The following is a 19,119-nucleotide window of genomic DNA, read 5'->3' on the forward strand; positions in this document are numbered from 1 at the left end:
ACCACAATCAGCTCGAACCAGCACTCGGAAGGTGCCGAGCAATGTCTTTTATGGGAATTCTGCGGCGGCGTGTACTCACGCCGGACATCACCGAGACCACGTTCGAGAAACGCGGATTTCACACCTGCCGGCCAGAAGTGCGCCGACGGATGGAAATGGTGGGCCGGTATTTTCTGGCCGGCTATGCCGCAGCCGCCGAGGTCGCCCGGCCGATCGATGCGGAAACGACCCTAGAGAACGTGCCCGCCGGTTATCGGGGCTTCGCGTACGAGGGCGCCGCGATGGGCTTCGCCGTCCGCGACGCCCTGCCCGTCGGGGGACGCCGGCACGTGATCGAATTCCTGCACGGGCGTGCCGGCAGTCACGTCTACATGGTATATGTCGGTGTCGGCTGGGCGATGGCGCGCATTCCCCGTTTCCGGTGGCCGGCTCTGCACACCGCCGATCCGTTGCTGCGCTGGCTCGCCCTCGACGGGTACGGCTTTCACCAGGCGTACTTCCACACCGCGCGGTACGTGTACGGTCCGCGTCCGCCGGACGATGCCTGCCCGTGGCCGGCTGGGGAACACGCGTGGTACGCCCGGCGGGCCATCGACCAGGGCATCGGGCGGGCCACCTGGTTCGTCGCGGGTGGCGACCCCGAGCGCGTCGCCCGCCTGTTCGGTGACTTCCCGGCAGAGCGCTGCACTGACCTGTTCAGCGGCGTCGGCCTAGCCGCCACGTACGCGGGCGGAGTCGACCGCGCGAGCCTGGAGCGGTTGTGGGAGCTGGCCGGCCGTTACCGGCCACAACTGGCGCAGGGCGCGACGTTCGGGGCGCACGCGCGGGTCCGGGCCAACCTGGTGACGTCGTACAACGAGCAGGCGGCCGAGGTGTTCTGCGGCATGTCGGCGACCGAGGCGGCGAAGTTACCCGACGAGGCGCGGACCGGACTGCCGACCACCGGGCCGGTGCCGGCGTACGCCGTGTGGCGTGACCGGATCAGCGAAACGCTGGCCGCGCGCGGGCGCTGCTGACGTCGGGCCGCCCACCCGAGGTCCGAGGAGTGCCGGGGCAGCGCCGCCGGGCGCCGGTCGGGGTACGTGTGCACAGGAAAGGTTGAGGTGCGATGACGAGGATCGCAGTCATAGGTATGGCATGCCGGTATCCGGACGCGACATCGCCCCGGGAACTCTGGGAGAACGCGATCGCCGGGCGCCGTGCCTTCCGCCGGTTGCCGGACGTCCGGATGCGCCTGGATGACTACTGGGACGCCGACCCGGCGGTGCCGGACAAGTTCTACGCCCGCAACGCGGCGGTGATCGAAGGCTACGAGTTCGACCGGATCGCCTACAAGATAGCCGGTAGCACGTATCGGTCGACCGACCTCACCCACTGGCTGGCCCTGGACGTCGCGGCGCTCGCGCTGACCGACGCCGGCTTCCCGATGGGGGAGGGGCTGCCGCACGAGCGCACCGGTGTATTGGTCGGCAACACGCTGACCGGGGAGTTCTCCCGCGCCAACCAGCTGCGCCTGCGCTGGCCGTACGTCCGACGCATGGTCGCCGGCGCGCTCAAGGAACAGGACTGGGACGACGAGCAGGTCGGCTTGTTCCTGGACGGCTTCGAGGCGACCTTCAAGGGCCCCTTCCCCGCAGTCGACGAGGACACCTTGGCGGGAGGACTGTCGAACACCATCGCGGGCCGAATCTGCAATTACTTCGACCTCAAGGGTGGCGGCTACACGGTGGACGGCGCCTGCTCGTCGTCGCTACTGTCGGTGGTGACCGCCTGCAAGGCGCTGGTGGACGGCGATCTGGACGTCGCGGTGGCGGGCGGTGTCGACCTGTCCATCGACCCGTTCGAACTTGTCGGATTCGCCAAGACGGGTGCGCTGGCCAGCGGCGAGATGAAGGTCTACGACCGCGGCTCGAACGGCTTCTGGCCCGGCGAGGGCTGCGGCATGGTGGTGCTGATGCGCGAGCCCGAGGCGCTGCGGGCCGGGCACCGCGTGTACGCGCGCATCGCGGGCTGGGGCATCTCCTCCGACGGCAAGGGCGGGATGACGCGGCCCGAGGCGGGCGGATACCGACTGGCGCTGCGCCGGGCGTACGAACGGGCCGGCTTCGGCGTGGAGACGGTGGCCATGTTCGAGGGCCACGGCACCGGCACCAAGGTGGGCGACACCACCGAGCTGATGGCGCTGTCGGCCGCGCGCCGGGAGGCGGACCCGTCCGCGCCGCCGGCCGCGATCAGCTCCATCAAGGCGATGATCGGCCACACCAAGGCGGCCGCCGGCGTGGCCGGCCTGATCAAGGCGTCGATGGCGGTTTACGAGGAGGTGATCCCGCCGTCGCTCGGGTGCACCGACCCGCACGACCTCCTGCGCGAGGAATCCGCGCCGCTGCGGGTGCTGGCCAGGGCGGAGCCGTGGCCGGAGACCGAGGAGGTCCGCGCCGGCGTCACCGCGATGGGCTTCGGCGGCATCAACACCCACCTGACGCTGGAGCGTCCGCACGGGCGCCGCCGTCCCGGCTTCCACTCCCGGACCAGCGCACTGGCCGACTCCCGGCAGGACGCCGAGCTGCTGCTGGTTGACGCGGCGTCGCCGGGGGAGTTGCGGGCGCGGCTCGAACGGCTGGCCGGGTTCGTGGCCACCCTGGCCTACGCCGAGGTGACCGACCTGGCCGCGGCGCTGCACGGTGACCTGCGGGACCTGCCCTGGCGGGCGGCGCTGGTGGTGACCACTCCGGACGATGCCGAGCGCCTCGTCCGACGGCTGTGCGCCGCGCTCGAGGCCGGTGAGACCAGCCTGTTCGAGGCCGACGGCCGGTGCCTGCTGGGACAGGTCAGCGGTCCGGGCCGGATCGGGTTCCTGTTCCCCGGGCAGGGCGCCGGCCGGAAGACCGCCGGTGGTGCGCTGCGCCGTCGGTTCGCCGAGGCGGAGGAGGTCTACGCCGCGGCCGCTCTGCCGGAGACCGGCGACGCGGTGGCCACGCAGTTCGCCCAGCCGCGGATCGTGACCGGCTCGCTGGCCGGGCTGCGGGTTTTGTCCGCGCTCGGCATCGATGCGACCGTGGCGGTCGGGCACAGCCTCGGCGAGCTGACCGCCCTGCACTGGGCTGGCGCGCTGGACGCGGACGGCCTGCTGCGAATCTCGGCGATCCGGGGCCGGATCATGGCGGAGCAGAGCGACTCCGGCACGATGGCCGGCCTGGGCGCGGCGCCCGAGGTTGTGGAACGGTTCACCGCCGGGCTGCCGGTGGTCGTCGCCGGGCTCAACGGCCCGGAGCAGACCGTCGTCGCCGGTCCGGTCGAGGCGGTCGAGCAGGTGTGCCGCAACGCCCGCGCCGCCGGCGTGAGCGGCACCCGGTTGCGCGTCTCGCACGCCTTCCACTCGCCCCTGGTTGCCCGGGCGGCCGACGTGTTCGGCGACGCGGTCGCGGGCGAGACGTTCGGGACGGTTCGGCGGCACGTCGTCTCCACGGTCACCGGCGAGAGTCTGCCCGCCGACGCCGACGTGCCGGCGCTGCTGCGCCGCCAGATCACCACGCCGGTGCTGTTCGCGCCGGCCCTGCGCCGAGCGGTCAAGGACGTGGACCTGTTGATCGAGGTAGGCCCCGGACGAGTGCTGAGCGGGCTGGCGGAAGCGGTGACGGACGTGCCCGCGGTGGGGATGGACACCGACGACGAGTCCCTCACCGGCCTGCTGCGGGTAATCGGCGCCGCGTACGTAACGGGCGCCGCCTCGGTGGATCCGGCGCTGTTCTATGGCCGGCTGATCCGCCCGCTGAGGCCCGGGGCCGAGTTCTCCTTCCTGGAGAGCCCCTGCGAGCAGGCTCCGGTGCTGGCGGTCGCCGCCGCTGCGGTGGCCGAGGCCGGGCGGGTACCCGAGCCCGCCGGTGCGTCGGTGGCCGCCGCCGGCCGATCCACCGCCGGGCTGCTGCGTGAGCTGGCTGCCGAGCACGCCGAGCTGCCGGCGGACCTGGTGGACGAGCGCAGCAGGCTGCTCGACGACCTGCACCTGAGTTCGATCACTGTCGGGCGGCTCGTCAACCAGGTCGCGCAGGCGCTGGACATCCCGCCGATGCACTTACCGACCAACTTCGCCACCGCGACGGTGGGTGAGCTGGCCGAGGCGCTGGATCAGCTGCACGGCACGGCCCGGTCGGCCGACCGGTCGGCCGGCGTACCGGTCGCCGGTGCCGGCGACTGGGTCCGGCCGTGGATGGTCTCCCTCGAACCGGTGCCGCTGCCGCCGCCCGGCACGCGCGACGGAAACGGCGCGTGGCGGGTCCACACCGGTGAGCCGCACCCGCTGGCAGAGCCGTTGCGGCAGGCGCTGGAGGCCGGCGGCGTGGGCGGCGGCGTGCTGGTCTGCCTGCCGCCGGACTGCCCGGAGGACGGACTGGAACCGGCCCTGCGCGGGGCGCAGCGGGTATCGCCCGGTGAGCGCTTCGTCCTGGTCGGGCACGGCCGTGGTGCCGCGGGGCTGGCCAGGACGCTGCACCTGGAGTCACCGCAGGTGCCGACCACGGTCGTGCACTGTGCGCCGCCCGTCGAGGCCGGCGACGCGATCCCGCGGATCGTGGCCGAGGTCGCCGCGACGACCGCCTTCAGCGAGGTGCACCTCGGCCCGGACGGGGACCGCCGGGTGCCCACGCTGCACGCCCTGCCGATCCGCGCCGCCGCGCCGGAGGCCCCGCTGGGCTCCGCTGACGTGCTGCTGGTGACTGGCGGCGGCAAGGGCATCACGGCTGAGTGCGCGCTGGCGATCGCTACCGACACGGGCTGCCGGCTCGCCTTGATCGGGCGGTCCGACCCGGCCGGCGACCCGGAACTGCGGGCCAACCTGGACCGGATCGCCGGATCCGGCGTGACGGTCGAATACGCCCGGGCGGACGTGACCGACACGGCACAGGTGCGCCGCGCGGTCGACCACCTGCAGCGGACGCTGGGCAGGGTCACGGCGGTGCTCCACGGGGCCGGCCGCAACGAACCGGCCGCCCTCACCGGGCTGGACATGGACGCGTTCCGGCGCACCCTGGCACCCAAGATCGACGGTCTGCGCGCCGTCCTCGACGCGGTCGACACCGGCGGGCTGCGCCTGCTCGTGACGCTCGGGAGCATCATCGGCCGGTCCGGGCTGCGCGGCGAGGCACACTATGCGGTCGCCAACGACTGGCTGGCCGCCTTCACCGCCGTGTTCGGCCGGACGCACCCCCGGTGCCGCGCCGTCTGCCTGGAGTGGTCGGTCTGGTCCGGGGTCGGCATGGGTGAGCGCCTGTCCGTGGTGGAGGCCCTGGCCCGCGAGGGCATCACCCCGATCACGCCGGACCAGGGTCTACGGATCCTGCGACGGCTGCTCCATGACCCGGACTGCCCGCCTGCCGTGGTGATCAGCGGCCGCACCGAGGGCATCCACACCGTCCGGCACCACCGCCCCGAACTGCCCCTGCGGCGGTTCGTGGAACGCATCCTGGTCTGGTATCCCGGCGTGGAACTGGTCACCGAGGTCGACCTGGGCGCCGCCACCGACCTGTACCTGGCCGACCACCGCCTCGACGGCAATCTGCTCTTCCCGGCCGTGTTCGGCATGGAGGCGATGGCGCAGGTGGCCGGGGCGCTGACCGGTGACGTTCGGGTACCGGTGTTCGAGCGGGTCGAGTTCTCCCGCCCGATCGTGGTGCCGCCGGGCGGCACCACCCGGATCCGGGTCGCCGCGCTGGTCACCGACGTGGACACGGTGGACGTGGTGCTGCACAGCGAGGAGACCGGCTTCGCCGCCCAGCACTTCCGGGCCACCCTGCGATACGGCGACGAACCGGTGCCAGCCGGCCCGCCCGGGCAGACGGCGGACGGGACACCGCCGGTCCCGCTCGACCCGGCGACCGACCTGTACGGCTCGGTGCTCTTCCAGGGCGAACGGTTCCAGCGGCTGCGCCGCTACCACCGGGCGGCCGCCCGGGACGTGGACGCGGATTTGGCGGCGGACGACTCGGTCCGCTGGTTCGCCGGCCACCTGTCCGGCGCCCTGGTGCTCGGCGACCCCGGGGTCCGGGACGCGCTGATGCACGGCAACCAGGTGTGCGTGCCGCACGCCACCCTCCTGCCCGCGGGGATCGACCGGCTGCATCCGGCCGGCCCCGGCGCGGACGCCACGACGGAGCTGCGCTACAGCGCCACTGAGCGTGCCCGCGACGGCGACACGTACACGTACGACATCGCGCTGCGCACCGCGGACGGGCGCGTCGTTGAGCGCTGGGAGGGCCTGCGGTTGCGGGCGGTGCGCAAGACCGGCGGCCGCGGGCCGTGGGCGGCACCGCTGCTCGGGCCCTACCTGGAACGGGCCGTGGGCGACATCCTCGATGCCCGGGTCGCGGTCGCGGTAGAGCCGGACGACCCGGGCACGTTCGGGGACGGGGCGTCCGGCACGCGCACCGAACGGGCCGCCGCCCGAGTGTTCGGCCACCCGGTCGAGGTGCGGTACCGCCCGGACGGCCGCCCCGAGGTGGACGGGGATCTCGACATCTCGGTCGCGCACGGCGCCGGGGTGACCGGCTGCGTCGTGGCCCGCGGAGTGGTGGCCTGCGACGTGGAGCCTGTCGTGCCCCGGTCCGCGGAGACCTGGGAGGGCCTGCTGGGCGCGCACCGGCGGATCACCGGCCTGCTGACCGCCGACGCCGGCGACGACGCGGACACCGCAGCCACCCGGGTCTGGTCGGCGCAGGAGTGCCTGCGCAAGGCGGGCAGCTCGCCGGGCGCGCCGCTGATGTTGCTCTCCGCGGCACCCGACGGCTGGGCGGTGTTCGGCTCCGGGGATCTGCGCGTCGCGGTGCTGGTCAGCACCCTGCACGGCGTGGCGGAGCCGGTCACGTTCGCGATCCTGACGAGTGGGAGCTGATCATGGACGACTACTACGAGATCCGCCACACGGTCGGCTTCGAGGAGACCAACCTGGTGGGCAACGTCTACTACGTGAACTACCTGCGCTGGCAGGGCCGCTGCCGGGAGATGTTCCTCAAGGAGCGCGCCCCCGAGGTGCTCGACGACCTGCGCGGCGAGCTGAAGCTGTTCACGCTGCGCGTGTCCTGCGAGTTCTTCGCCGAGCTCGCCGCCTTCGAGGACATCTCGGTGCGGATGCGCTTGGCCGAACTGGCCCAGACCCAGATCCAGCTCACCTTCGACTACGTGCGGCTGGAGCCGGACAACGGCGAGACGCTGGTGGCCCGCGGGCTGCAGCGGGTCGCCTGCATGCGGGGACCGAACACCAGGACCGTGCCGGCCCGGGTGCCCGAGCCCCTGATCCGGGCCCTGCGGCCGTACGCCGGACTTTTCACGACCTAGCGGAGGGGCCATGCACGTGCAACCCGAACCGGTGGCATTCGATCCGCTCCAGCTGCGGCGCACCCTGGGCGCCTTCGCCACGGGCGTCACCGTGGTCACGGTCGGGGGACTGGAGCCGCACGGGATGACCGCCAACTCGTTCACCGCCGTCTCGCTCGAGCCGCCGCTGATCTTGGTCTGCGTCCAACGGGACGCGATAATGCACCGACAGCTGCTGAACACCAGCACGTTCGGCGTCTCGGTGCTCGCCGCCCACCATGAGGCGGTGGCCCGGCAGTTCGCGCGCCGCCGCCCGCCCGGGCGCGAGCAGTTCGCCGAGACGGCATGGTTCACCGGCGGGTCAAGCGCCGCGCCGTTGTTGGCCGACGCCGCCGCCCGGCTCGAGTGCGCGCTGTGGCACACGTACGACGGCGGGGACCACAGCATCTTCATCGGCCGGCTGCTGTCCTTCGAGCGCGTGCCCGACGCGGACGTCCTGCTTTTCCTCCACGGCCGGTTCGGCCGACTGCAGCGGGAGGCGGCCGTCGATCTGACCACCTGACACCCGCCGGGAGGGCGAACGTCATGACGACCACGAGCAGCAACCGCCAGCGGCCACCCGGTCCGCCCCGTGCCGCCGCCCTCAGCATGCTGCTGACGATGAGCCGCGACCGGCTGGGCATGATGACCGCCGCGGCGGGGGCATACGGGGACGCCGCGTGGCTGCCGGTGGGCCACAAGGCGCTGTACCTCTTCAACCACCCCGACTACGCCAAGCACGTGCTCACCGAGAACAGCGACAACTACACCAAGGGCATCGGCCTGGTGCACGCCCGCCGGGCGCTCGGCGACGGGCTGCTGACCAGTGAGGGCGAGCTGTGGCGCGAGCAGCGCCGGGTGATCCGGCCGTCGTTCCGGAGCGGGCGGGCGCCGGACCAGGCGTCCGTAATCGCCGAGGAGGTCGCCAGGCTGGTGGAGCGGCTGCGAGCCCGAGCCGGCGGCCCTCCGGTGAACGTGGTCACCGAGTTCACCGGACTGACCCTCGGCGTGCTGGGCCGGACGTTGCTGGACGTCGACCTGACCGCGCTGGCGACCGTGGGCGACGCGTTCGCGGCCGTTCAGGACCAGGCGATGTTCGAACTCGTCACGCTCAGCGCCGTGCCCACCTGGATCCCGCTGACGCGGCAGCGGCGGTTTCGGCGGGCCCGCGCGGAACTGGAGCGCATCGTCGACGAACTCGTCGCCCGTCGGGGCGACGTGTCCGGCCGCGACGACGTGCTGTCCCGCCTCATCCGGTCCACCGGCGCCGAACCGGACGCCCGGGTGCGCCGGCAGCGGCTCCGGGACGAACTGGTGACGCTGCTGCTGGCCGGGCACGAGACGACTGCCAGCACCCTGGGCTGGACGCTGTACCTGATCGACCGGCATCCGCCGGTACGTGAACGCCTGCGCGCCGAGGCCGTCGAGGTGCTCGGTGACCGCCTGCCGGCGTACCGGGACCTGCCGGACCTGCGGTTCACCACGATGGTGGTGCAGGAGGCGATGCGCCTGTATCCGCCGGTATGGCTGCTGCCGCGCCGGTCGAGGCGGGCCGACCGGGTCGGCCCGTACCTGGTCCCGGCCGGCTCCGATGTGGTGGTCTCGCCGTACACGATGCACCGGCATCCGGAGTTCTGGCCGGAGCCGGACCGGTTCGACCCGCTGCGGTTCGACCCTCGTAACGCCGCCGACCGCCCGCGGTACGCCTACCTGCCGTTCGGCGCCGGTCCGCGGGTCTGCGTGGGCAGCAACCTAGGCACGATGGAGGCGGTCATCGCGGTGGCCATGCTGTGCCGCGAGTTGCGGCTCGTCCGCGTGCCCACGCACGCCGCGGTACCCGAGCCGATGCTGTCGCTGCGCATCCGCGGCGGGCTGCCGATGTCTGTCCACCTCGCCGACTAGAGGGCACGAATGCCGGCCGCGGTACTCCGCGCGTGCGCGGATCGCCGCGCGCGGGGCCTGCCGCATCCGGTGAGAAGACATCGGGAGGGCACCGCACCCAGGCTGTCTTCGGTCCGCATCGTCGTCACCGTCCTAAGGGGGACCAGTTGCCGACACCATCTGCCGGGCTCGCGCGCAGGGCGCTGCCGGGTGTCTTCGCCATCCTGTTGGCCGGAACGCTGTTCCTCGTCGCCCGCATGCCCGAGGCACCGGCTGACGAGAAGGCGGCCCTGGCCGCAGGCCACCGCTTCACCGAGTTGCCGATCGCACTGCCGCCCGGCCTGCCCGAGCGCACCGTCCGCGAGGTGAATCCGGCCTACCGCGACATCCGCTCGTGGATCTCGTCCGTCGGCGCCGCGGTCGCGGCGAACGACATCGGGGGCACCGGTGTCGCGAACGACCTGTGCCTGGTGGACACCCGCAGCGATGCCGTCGTCGTCACCCCGGCACCGACCGCCGCAGACCGCTACCCGCCGTTCGTGCTCGACCCGGCGCCGCTGCCGATGGGACCGGCGATCGCGCCGATGGGCTGCGTGCCGGGCGACTTCAACCTGGACAGCCGGATGGACCTGCTCGTCTACTACTGGGGCCGCACCCCGGTGCTGTTCCTGCACCGGGCGGACGCGACCAGTCTGCGCCTCGCCTCGTTCCGGCCGACCGAGCTGGTGCCCCAGGCGCCGTCACCAGACGGCACCTACCACGGCCCGCTGTGGAACACGAACGCCGTCGCGGTCGCCGACTTCGACGGCGACGGTCATCCCGACATCTCGGTGCACAACTACTTCCCGGACTCGGCGGTCCTCGACCCGACCGCGCCCGCCAACACCCGCATGAACCACTCCCTGTCGAAGGCGAAGAACGCCGGCGGCGCCCACGTGCTGCGCTGGGTCTCGGCCTCCGGCGGCACCGAGCCGGAGGCCCGTTACCAGGAGGCGCGCGGGGCGATCGACCCGGACGCGGCCAGCGGCTGGACCCTGGGCGTCGGATCGGCCGACCTGGACGGCGATCTGCTGCCGGAGCTGTACCTGGCCAACGACTTCGGCAACGACCACCTGCTGCATAACGTGTCCACACCCGGGCGGATCAAGTTCCGCGAGGTAGCGGGCCGCCGCGGCGCCTTCACCCCGAAGTCGATGGTCCTCGGCCGTGACTCGTTCAAGGGGATGTCGATGGACTTCGGGGACATCGACGCCGACGGCAGCTTCGACATGTTCGTCAGCAATATCACCGTCTCCTGGGGCCTGCAGGAGAGCAACTTCCTGTGGCTGAACAACACCTCGACCACCGCGGAGGCCGCAGCCAAGCTCGATCGCGGCACCGCGCCGTTCGACGAGAGATCGGCCGATCACGACATCGCCTGGACCGGCTGGGGCTGGGACGCCAAGATGGCGGACTTCGACAACAGCGGCCACCTGTCGGTGGTGCAGACCAACGGGTTCATCAAGGGTGACACCAACCGGTGGAGCTGGCTGCAGGAACTGGCCGCCAGCAACGATCTGCTGCTGGAGAACCCGGCGATGTGGCCGAAGCAGGAACCGGGGGACGACATCGCCGGGTCTGACCGGCTGGCGTTCTGGGTCCGCAAGCCGGACGGCAAGTTCGTCAACGTCAATTCCGCCCTCGGGCTGGACGTGCCGACCCCTACGCGTGGGATCGCGGTCGCGGACACCGACGGCGACGGGGCCCAGGACTTCGCGGTCGCGCGCCAGTGGGGGCCGCCGGCGTTCTACCGCAACGAGATGCCCCGCAAGGACGCCTTCCTCGGCCTGCGGCTGTTCCGCCCGGTCGAGGGACAGGACGGCGCCGGGGCGCGAGCAGGTGACCGGGTGGTCGGCTCGCCGGCCTACGGCGCGGTCGTCCGGATCACCCGGGCCGACGGGCATGTGCAGGTCGCCCAGCTCGACGGTGGCAGCGGCCACAGCGGCAAGCGTTCCTTCGACGTCTTCTTCGGGCTGGGCGCGGCCGGTGACCGGCCAGTGCGGGTCGAGCTGTCCTGGCGCGACCTGACCGGCGCCCCGCACCGGCAGACGCTGGATCTGAACAGCGGCTGGCATGACCTCATGCTGACCACGCGAGCTGAGGAGGTGCCGGCGCGATGACAACTCAGCAGGAGATCCGGGCGGGCGATCCGGCGACGGGCACCAAGCCGCACCGGCCGGAGGCGCCGGCGCACCGTACCGATCAGGCGGCGGTCCCCCAGGTGGGCCGGCACGACCCGCGGTACAAGGCGCTGCGCAACTTCGCCATCTCGATGAGCATCTTCAACATCCTGGGCTACACGGTGCTCGGCTTCGAACAGCCGTGGACGTGGCCGCTGTTCGCCCTCGCGGTGGGTTACGCCACCGAGATCCTCATCGCGCTGGTCACCGCCTGGGCACACCGCCGACGGCCGGAGTTCGCCGGCAATGGCCTGTGGGGCCTCTACACGTTCCTGCTGCCGACGCACATCACCGCGCTCGCCGCGAACATGCTGCTGTACGCCAACAACCGGTTCTGGCCGATCGCGTTCGCGGTGGTCGTGGCGATCGGGCAGAAGGCGGTGCTGCGGGCCCCGATCAACGGCCGGATGCGGCACTTCATGAATCCGTCCAACCTCGGCATCACCGCGGCCCTGCTGGTGTTCCCATGGGTGAACATCGCGCCGCCGTACCACTTCACAGCGGAGGTCCCGGACGTCTTCCGCCTGATGGTCCCGTTCATCATCCTCACCGCCGGCACGGTCCTCAACGCCATGCTCACCAAGCGGCTGCTGCTGATCCTGGGCTGGCTCGGCGGCTTCGTGATCCAGGCGCTGGTGCGGCACTTCGTCTGGGACGTCGCGCTGTGGTCGGCGCTCGGCGTGATGACCGGCGTCGCGTTCGTCCTGTTCACCAACTACATGATCACCGACCCGGGGACGACACCGTCGAGCGGTCGGGCGCAGTTCATTTTCGGCGCGTCCGTCGCCGCGGTGTACGGCGTACTGCTGGCCTTCAACGTCGTCTACACCCTGTTCTTCGCGGTCTGCATCGTCTGCCTGGCCCGCGGCGGGATGTGGTGGGTGAAGGAGCTGCGCGAGCGTGGCCGCCGCCGGGCGGCGGCGCTCGTCCCGGCGACCGCCTGACCCTCGGCGCCCCGCACGGGGGCGGACCGGCCCACGGCCGGTCCGCCCTCGTGCGGTCTGCGGGGGCACAGCCACGGAAAACACCGGCATTCTCCGAGATGACCGCCGGTGGCGGCGCGGCGAATGCTGGAAGTCCGAACGCCGATTCCGAGGGTGGGCAAGATGCGTCCGTGTCGCGTGGACATCCCCCGGGCCGTCATCGACGACCTGCGCCGGTTGATCACCAGCGCCCCGGCACACCTGCGGGACCTCGCCGAGCACTGGCGGACCGGCTTTGACTGGCGGGCCGCGGAGCGGCGGATCAACGCGTATCCGCAGTACGTCACCCCGATCGACGGCGTGGAGATGCACTTCCTGCACGCGCGGTCGGCCGAGCCGGCGGCCGTGCCGCTGCTCCTCACGCACGGCCGCCCAGGCGCGTGCGCCGAGTTTCTCGGCGTGATTGAGGCGTTGACCGACCCGGTGCGGCACGGGGGTCAGCCGCACGACGCGTTCCACGTCGTGGTGCCGTCGCTGCCGGGAGGCGGCCTGTCCGCCGCGTCCGGCGAGAACACCGCAGCAGCGTGCGCCACGCTGATGGCCCGGCTGGGCCACCACCGGTACGTGGTGCACGGCGGGGACCTCGGCGCCGCGCTCGCGCTGCGGATCGGCGAGCGGGATTCGGACCACGTCGCCGCGGTGCACCTGTCCGCGCCGGCGGCGGCGCCTGTGGTGGACCCGTCGGTGGCGGCCAACTCCCCGGTGGGGCACCTGGCCCGGATCGCCGCAGCCGCCGTCGACCGCGACGACCTGCTCACCGTCGCCTCGCTCTCCTGGTTTACCCGTGGCACCGGACCGGACGCCGAGCCCGACCACCCGGCGCGGGAGGTGCTGCGGCGGGCGGTTCCGTGGTCGCTGACGATGCCGGTCGGCGTGCTGTGCGCCGCGGACCGGGCGGACCGCGCCGCGGCGGAGCGGGTGCTGCCCACGCTGAGTTACTGGCACGAGCACGACGGGGACGCGACCCTGCCGGCCCTGACGCGGCCGCAGCTGCTCGTCGAGGACCTGCGCCGCTTCGCCGGTGCGGTCCGCACGCCCGCCGGCGTCGACCCGGCCGCCCTCGGGCCGGCGGAGTTCGCCTCGCTGGTCCGGCGCGCCTCCACGGAGGAGTTGCTGGGCCTGATGCGAGGCGAGCGGCGCCGGGCCGTCCTGGAGCGGATCTTCCTGGACATGCCCGCTGTCTTCCGGCCCGACTTGGCCGGCCCCGACCGCAAGGTCGTGCACTGGCACGTCGGGGACCGTACGGACGGCAGGGAGGACGTCTTCGAGCTGGTGCTCGCCGACGGCGTCTGTCAGGTGTCCACCTCGCCCCGGCAGGCGCCGCGGCTGGTGCTGACGATCGGCGCGGTGGACTTCCTCCGAGTGGTGACCGGCGTCGCCAACCCGACGACGCTGTTCCTACGGGGACGGATGAAGGCGAAGGGTGACCTCGGGCTGGCCATGCGGTTCCCGAAGCTGTTCGAAGTGCCCCGGCCGTGACGGCGGGCGGCCCGCGCGTCCGGGCCGGCCGGTCCGGCGTACGCGTCAGCCGAGTGACGTTCCGGTCAGCTCGCGCCGCAGCCGGTCGCCGACGCCGCGGGCCGCCGCCATGCTGCCCCACGCGGTGACCTCGACGAGCGCCCGGTCGTCGTGGCCCCGGGCCAGGAAGTCGGTCACCAGCGTGTCGGTCACCAGGTGCGAGCCGGCCGCGGCGAGCAGAGCCAGCCGGGCGGCCGGGCGGTCGTCCTCGCCGAGCGGGTCCACGGCATCGGCCAGCCAGGCCCGGCCGCTCAGCCCCGGCCGGTCGCCGGCGGCGAGGCGCTCGCTTACCAACCGGCGTGCCTGCTCCGGGACGGATCGGGCTCCGGCCTCGTCCATCGCCGCGGCGGCCCGGGCGAAGACGTCCGCGAGGGCGGGCCGGCCGGAGGCCCACGACAGGTCGGCCGGCAGTGGCGCCGCGGGCAGCATTGCCGCGTGGTCCCCGGCCGGCTGCGGCACGGCGCGCGCTAGGCGACCGAGGAGGCGCGCCGCAGCCTGCCGGACCGGCCCGCGGACCGGTCCGGGCAGCGCGGGCAGCGGCGACTCGGATAGGAAGATGTTCACCATGCGGTTGATGTAGTGGAACGTCACGACGAGGGCGATCGCCTCGGGCACCTCGGCCGGGCCGAGGGGCGGGACGGACGGCGCGCTCGCGGACGCGGCGGCCGGTTCGCTGCCGGCCCGGGCGCGGGTCCACCGGACGAGCGCCCGCACGTGCGGGTCACCGGCGGCTCCCGCCTCCGGCCCGCGCAGCAGGCCGGCCAGGGTGGTGCCGTGTACGTCGACGCAGTACGGGCACCGGTTCGCTGCGGACACCTCCACGGCCATCGCCTCCTTGACCGCCCGGCCGAGCCGGCCCGGCACGAGCAGCGACTCGCGCAGCATCAGCCAGGTCGCGGCGAGAGCCGGCGGAGCGGCCGCATGGAGCGTCAGCGGGGGCGCGAGCATGCCGAAGTCCCGTTCCACGGCCCGGTAGACCGCGGCCACCAGGCCGGTTGCCGCACTCAGCGGAACTGGCGTGAGGTGCCGGACGTGCGTCGTGCCGACCGTACGGGTCGCCCGCGCGAACAGTGACACCATGCGACCTCTCTCCTGGGTCAGACGACGTTCGCGGTGGCCCGGCGCCCGGAGGTGGCGCCGTCCGGGGACGGAGTGCCGTATCGGACGGCCATGCCGCGCTCCTGTGCGGCGCGGACGATGCCCGGCACGGCGCGTTCGGCGAGCGCGGCGATGGTCAGGGCCGGATTGACGGTCAGCGCGCCAGGCACCGCCGAGCCGTCGGTGACGAAGATGCCGGGGTGGTCCCGCAACTCGTGCCGGTCGTCGAGCGCGGAGGTGGCGGGGTCGTCGCCGATCCGGCACGAGGACAGGGGGTGCACCGTGTACGCGCCGATCACCTCGTTGGTCCACGGCGCCACCCGGGCCAGCCCGTCGCGTTCCAGGATGTCCTTGACCTCCGCGTCGGCCAGCGACCAGCCGCGCAGCGTGTTCGCGGTGGGCCGGTACCGCAGCGGGCCGAAGCCGAGCATCTGCTGCGACAACCGGGTGGCGTTGCCGGTTTCCGGCGGCGGCCCGAACACGCCCTCGTTGTCGTCCTCGGACATGGTGAAGACGGTCAGCCACGACTGCCACTGCCGCAGCATCTCCTTCTTGGTCGCGCCGAACCAGCTCGCGTCCGTGCTGACCCCGGGCACCTGGGCCAGGATGGTGCCCAGCCCGGGCGGGAAGTACAGCTGCTCGAGGGAGAAGCGCTCGAACTCGGGCAGACTCCCGTCCAGCCGGTCCCATGAGGCGACGGCGGGCCCGCGGCCGATCTGGTACGCCCGGTACGCCGTGCCGTCGCCCCGGTCCAGCCCGAGCACGTCGCGGACGCGGTCCTCGTCGAAGACCGCGGTGTTCAGCCGCTCGCCGTTGCCGGAGAAGTACCGGCCGACCGCGTGCGGCATCGGTCCGAGGGCGGCCTCGGACCGGCGCAGGATCACCGGGGTCGCGCCGGTGCCGGCGGCCAGCACCACCAGCTTGGCGTCGATGGCGCCGCTCCCGTGCAGGACCCGGTAGTCCTCGCCGTCGACGACCCGGTAGTGCACCCGGTAGCCGCCGTCGTGGTTGCGGGTGAGCTCCTGCACCTCGTGCAGGGGCCGGATCTCGGCGCCGTGGGCGAGCGCGGCCGGCAGGTAGTTCAGTAGCAGCGACCGTTTGGCGTCGAAACGGCAGCCGGACATCATCCAGTTGCAGTTGGTGCACAGACCGGTGTCGACGGCGACCGGTGCCGGGTTGGCGGTGCGGCCCGCATGGGCGCAAGCCGAGGCCCACAGCCCGCCCGCGTACGGCACCTGGTCCCACGGCACGGTGGTGACCGGCAGCGCCTCGCACACCCGGTCGTACCAGGGGTCCAGGGTGTCGCGGGCGATGGACCTCGGCCACATGCGGCGGCCGATGCTGCCGCGGCGCTCGAAGACGAACCGCGGGGCGCGCGGCATGGTCGCGAAGTAGACCACGCTGCCGCCGCCGACGCAGTTGCCGCCCAGGATGCTCATGCCGTCGCCCACGACAAAGTCGAAGATCCGGGTGCTCGAGGTGCCGAGCAGGAAGTCGTGGTCGAACTCGGGCGCGGTCAGCCACGGCCCCCGTTCCAGCACCACCACGCGGGCGCCGCCCGCGGCCAGATGGTAGGCCGGGATCGCCCCGCCGAACCCGCTGCCGACGACGACGATGTCGGCCTGCTCCACATCAGTCATTCCGGATCGCCCGTCTGTGTGGTCCGCGGATGCGTGCCGGCCAGCTGACGGCCGTACGAGAAACGCGGAAATCGGTACAGCCCATCCGGGCCGGGCCGGCGGAAGCCGAGGAACGTCAGCCCCGGGTGCCCGGCGGCGAATGCGTCGGCCGTGTTCCGGTGCGCGGCGCTGTCGAAGGCCATGTAGCTGAACATGGCCAGCCCCACCCACAGCTGCCGCTCCGGGTGCTCCGGAGCGGTCAGCGTCCGGACCAGGACGGTCCGGTCCTCGAACGCCAGCGCGACGAACGCGGGCCGGCCGGGGTCCAGCCGCAGGCGGCGCGCCGCGGCGTACTGCTGCGCGTGGTCGTTCAGCGCGTCGACCAGCGCGTCCAGGGTTGGCGCCAACCCGCTGCCGGTCAGCTCCAGCAATTCGACGGCGCCGCAGACGGCGGCTCCCGGCCCGGGTGACGCGCCGGCGACCGCGACGTCCCCGGGGAAGCGTTTCTCGCCGGGGAGGATCGTGTCCGCGTACGCCTCGATCGTCATCGTCCGAATCCCGGACAGCGTTTCCCGCGCCGGAGAGTCGACTTCCATGTTGATACTTCCTCCTGCTCGCACGGTCACCCTAAGTTTTCGGGCCGCATCATGGTCCCGTACCGGGCGTGGCGCCGGACAACTTCAGCAATGCGTTGCCGAAATTGTCGTGCGGCGCAGGCGACAGCACTGTGGATACCGTTCGACCACGGCGATCGAGCCGAGCATTTTCGAAGAGGAATTCCCGCGACCGGCCGTGTGAGCATCGCAGCACGGATTCCCGGAAAAGGACGATCCGGACGGTCGCCGTGACGGTTCGGTGAGTCGGACTCCCTCGTTGACTGCATTCGAGAAAAGAGGCGAGATCGTGGTTGATTCCGCGGCCCATCCGGTCACCGCATCGATCGACTTATTCGCCGGCGCGCCGGCGGATCGGCTGGCGGATGCCTACCAGCGGCTCGTCGGCGAACTCTGGCGCGACGGTCGTGCGACCGAGCACACGTTACCGGCGGTGCCGCATCTCGTGGCGTGCTTGGACCGGGTAGACGAGGCGCGGCAGGGACGCCTGGCGATCCTGCTCGGGCTGCTGGCCGAAGTGGAGCGCCCGGCCGCGCACGGGCGGGTGCACGCCGCGGTCCGCGCCCCGCTCGACCGCTACCTCACCCTGTGGCGGCGGGCACCTCGCGGACAGGGGCTTTCGCTGGCCCTGCAGTACCTCCTCGCCCACTTCCCAGAGGACCGCCACCGGGTCCTCGCGGTCGCCGACGGCCTCAGTCTCGACGCCGACCACCGGTCCCGGCTGGACCGCGCTCTGCTCCGGTTCGACGCCGACGGCCTGGAGCCGCAGATCGGCCGTGCGTTCCCGTACCCGACGGCCTGGGAGATGGACGAGCGCGAGCGCGCCCACGACCGGGCGCAGGTCGCGTCGCTGTCCGCCGAGCAGAAAGCGGCACAGTGGCACAAGGACACCAGCACCGTGCTGGGCTTCATCGGCGCCCAGGCGTATTGGGCGGTGCTGCACGACGCGCCGATACCGCCGATCGAGCCCGACTCGCTCCCGCCGCGCTACCCCGACCCGCCGGAGGCCGACCCGGAGATCTTCCGCCGGCACGAGGCGGCGTTCCGCTGTCCGAAGTGCGGCGAGAGCCTGCGGTTCACCGCCGCCGCCCGCTGCACTGGCTGCGCCGGGGAGTATCGGATCACCCGGGGGATGCTCGACTGCACCGCGTCCGCCGGCGGCGCGGGCGGTGCGGACTTCCTCTCGCAGCTGGTGAAGATCCCCACGATGGCCCACTTCATCGAGTCGAAGGCGCGGCCCAACTTCAAGCGGCTGTGCGGCTTCACCTGGGACGGACCGGTGACGGCGGCCGTCGAGGAGAAGCTCATCGCCGAGCTGGTGCGCCCGGTGGACGGGCCGGTGCTCGACGTCGCCGCCGGACCGGGCGGGTTCACCCTGGCGCTCGCCAAGGCGGTCGGGCATCAGCGGGTGATCGCGCTGGACCTGATGCCGCAGATGCTCGCCTCGCTGCGGCACCGGTTGCCGCAGGTGCCGGCGGTCGTGGCGAACGCGCGGACGCTGCCGTTCGGCGACGGCACCCTGGGTGCGGCGATGTGCTGGAACGGCCCGCACGCGTTCCTGTACGAGGACACCGCCCCGATCTTCGCCGAGATCAGCCGGTGCCTGCGGCCCGGAGGCACCTTCACCACCTACAGCTTCCGTGACTCCGGGGACCCGATCTACCGGTACTTCGTCGGATCGCACCACTTCCCTCAGTCCGAGCACGGGCTGCGGATGTACGACCTGGACGAGTTCAAGGGCTGGCTGGCGGACGCCGGGCTGGTCGTGCGCGAGGAGTCGGCCGCCGGACTGGCCTTCTTCATCACCGCGGAGAAGCAGGCGCTCGGGACGCGTGGCTAGGAG

Annotated in this window: 12 protein-coding genes; 9 read left to right on the top strand and 3 right to left on the bottom strand. The window is 72.6% G+C overall.

Translation table 11 applies throughout. The features are described from left to right. The first annotated feature begins 41 nt into the window (after positions 1-41). The 8 genes from T398_RS02870 (at position 42) to T398_RS02905 (ending at position 13,906) form a co-directional block, all read left to right on the top strand. The gene (locus tag T398_RS02870; protein WP_496444245.1) at positions 42-1,016 is read left to right on the top strand and encodes a DUF1702 family protein; all 975 of its coding nucleotides are present in this window, start codon (positions 42-44) and stop codon (positions 1,014-1,016) included. Between the two features lie 92 nt (positions 1,017-1,108). Further along, positions 1,109-6,883 (top strand): type I polyketide synthase, encoded by a 5,775-nt coding sequence (locus T398_RS02875; protein WP_496444247.1) that lies wholly within the window; start codon positions 1,109-1,111, stop codon positions 6,881-6,883. Positions 6,884-6,885: 2 nt separating this feature from the next. Beyond that, complete coding sequence (locus T398_RS02880; protein ID WP_496444249.1) at positions 6,886-7,326, top strand: acyl-CoA thioesterase; 441 nt, start codon at positions 6,886-6,888, stop codon at positions 7,324-7,326. 10 nt (positions 7,327-7,336) lie between these two features. Then, on the top strand, positions 7,337-7,867 hold the full coding sequence (locus tag T398_RS02885; protein ID WP_496444251.1) for a flavin reductase family protein: 531 nt from the start codon (positions 7,337-7,339) through the stop codon (positions 7,865-7,867). A gap of 23 nt (positions 7,868-7,890) precedes the next feature. Then, positions 7,891-9,246 (top strand): cytochrome P450, encoded by a 1,356-nt coding sequence (locus tag T398_RS02890; RefSeq protein WP_496444253.1) that lies wholly within the window; start codon positions 7,891-7,893, stop codon positions 9,244-9,246. Between the two features lie 236 nt (positions 9,247-9,482). Beyond that, the gene (locus T398_RS02895) at positions 9,483-11,384 is read left to right on the top strand and encodes a CRTAC1 family protein (RefSeq protein WP_496444914.1); all 1,902 of its coding nucleotides are present in this window, start codon (positions 9,483-9,485) and stop codon (positions 11,382-11,384) included. Continuing rightward, complete coding sequence (locus T398_RS02900; RefSeq protein ID WP_496444255.1) at positions 11,381-12,388, top strand: enediyne biosynthesis protein; 1,008 nt, start codon at positions 11,381-11,383, stop codon at positions 12,386-12,388. Before T398_RS02895 ends, T398_RS02900 begins: the two co-directional genes overlap by 4 nt. Positions 12,389-12,550: 162 nt before the next feature. Next, positions 12,551-13,906, top strand: a complete 1,356-nt coding sequence (locus T398_RS02905; RefSeq protein ID WP_496444257.1) for an alpha/beta fold hydrolase — start codon at positions 12,551-12,553, stop codon at positions 13,904-13,906. 45 nt (positions 13,907-13,951) lie between these two features. Here T398_RS02905 and T398_RS02910 read toward each other — a convergent pair whose 3' ends face one another. From T398_RS02910 to T398_RS02920, 3 genes are read right to left on the bottom strand one after another with little or no spacing between them, the layout of a single operon-like run. Next, positions 13,952-15,025: a carboxymuconolactone decarboxylase family protein gene (locus T398_RS02910; protein WP_496444259.1), complete on the bottom strand. Its 1,074-nt coding sequence runs from the start codon at positions 15,023-15,025 to the stop codon at positions 13,952-13,954. 17 nt (positions 15,026-15,042) lie between these two features. Next, entirely contained in the window at positions 15,043-16,683 is a 1,641-nt protein-coding gene (locus tag T398_RS02915) for a GMC family oxidoreductase N-terminal domain-containing protein (protein ID WP_496444263.1), read from the bottom strand. Then, a complete protein-coding gene (locus T398_RS02920) occupies positions 16,680-17,258 on the bottom strand; it encodes a DUF5987 family protein (RefSeq protein WP_496444272.1) in 579 nt (192 codons plus the stop codon). Before T398_RS02920 ends, T398_RS02915 begins: the two co-directional genes overlap by 4 nt. 307 nt (positions 17,259-17,565) lie before the next feature. Between T398_RS02920 and T398_RS02925 the strand changes: the two genes are divergently transcribed. Beyond that, positions 17,566-19,116 (top strand): class I SAM-dependent methyltransferase, encoded by a 1,551-nt coding sequence (locus tag T398_RS02925; protein ID WP_496444274.1) that lies wholly within the window; start codon positions 17,566-17,568, stop codon positions 19,114-19,116. Positions 19,117-19,119 lie beyond the last annotated feature (3 nt).

The sequence above is a fragment of the Salinispora goodfellowii genome (assembly GCF_059570675.1).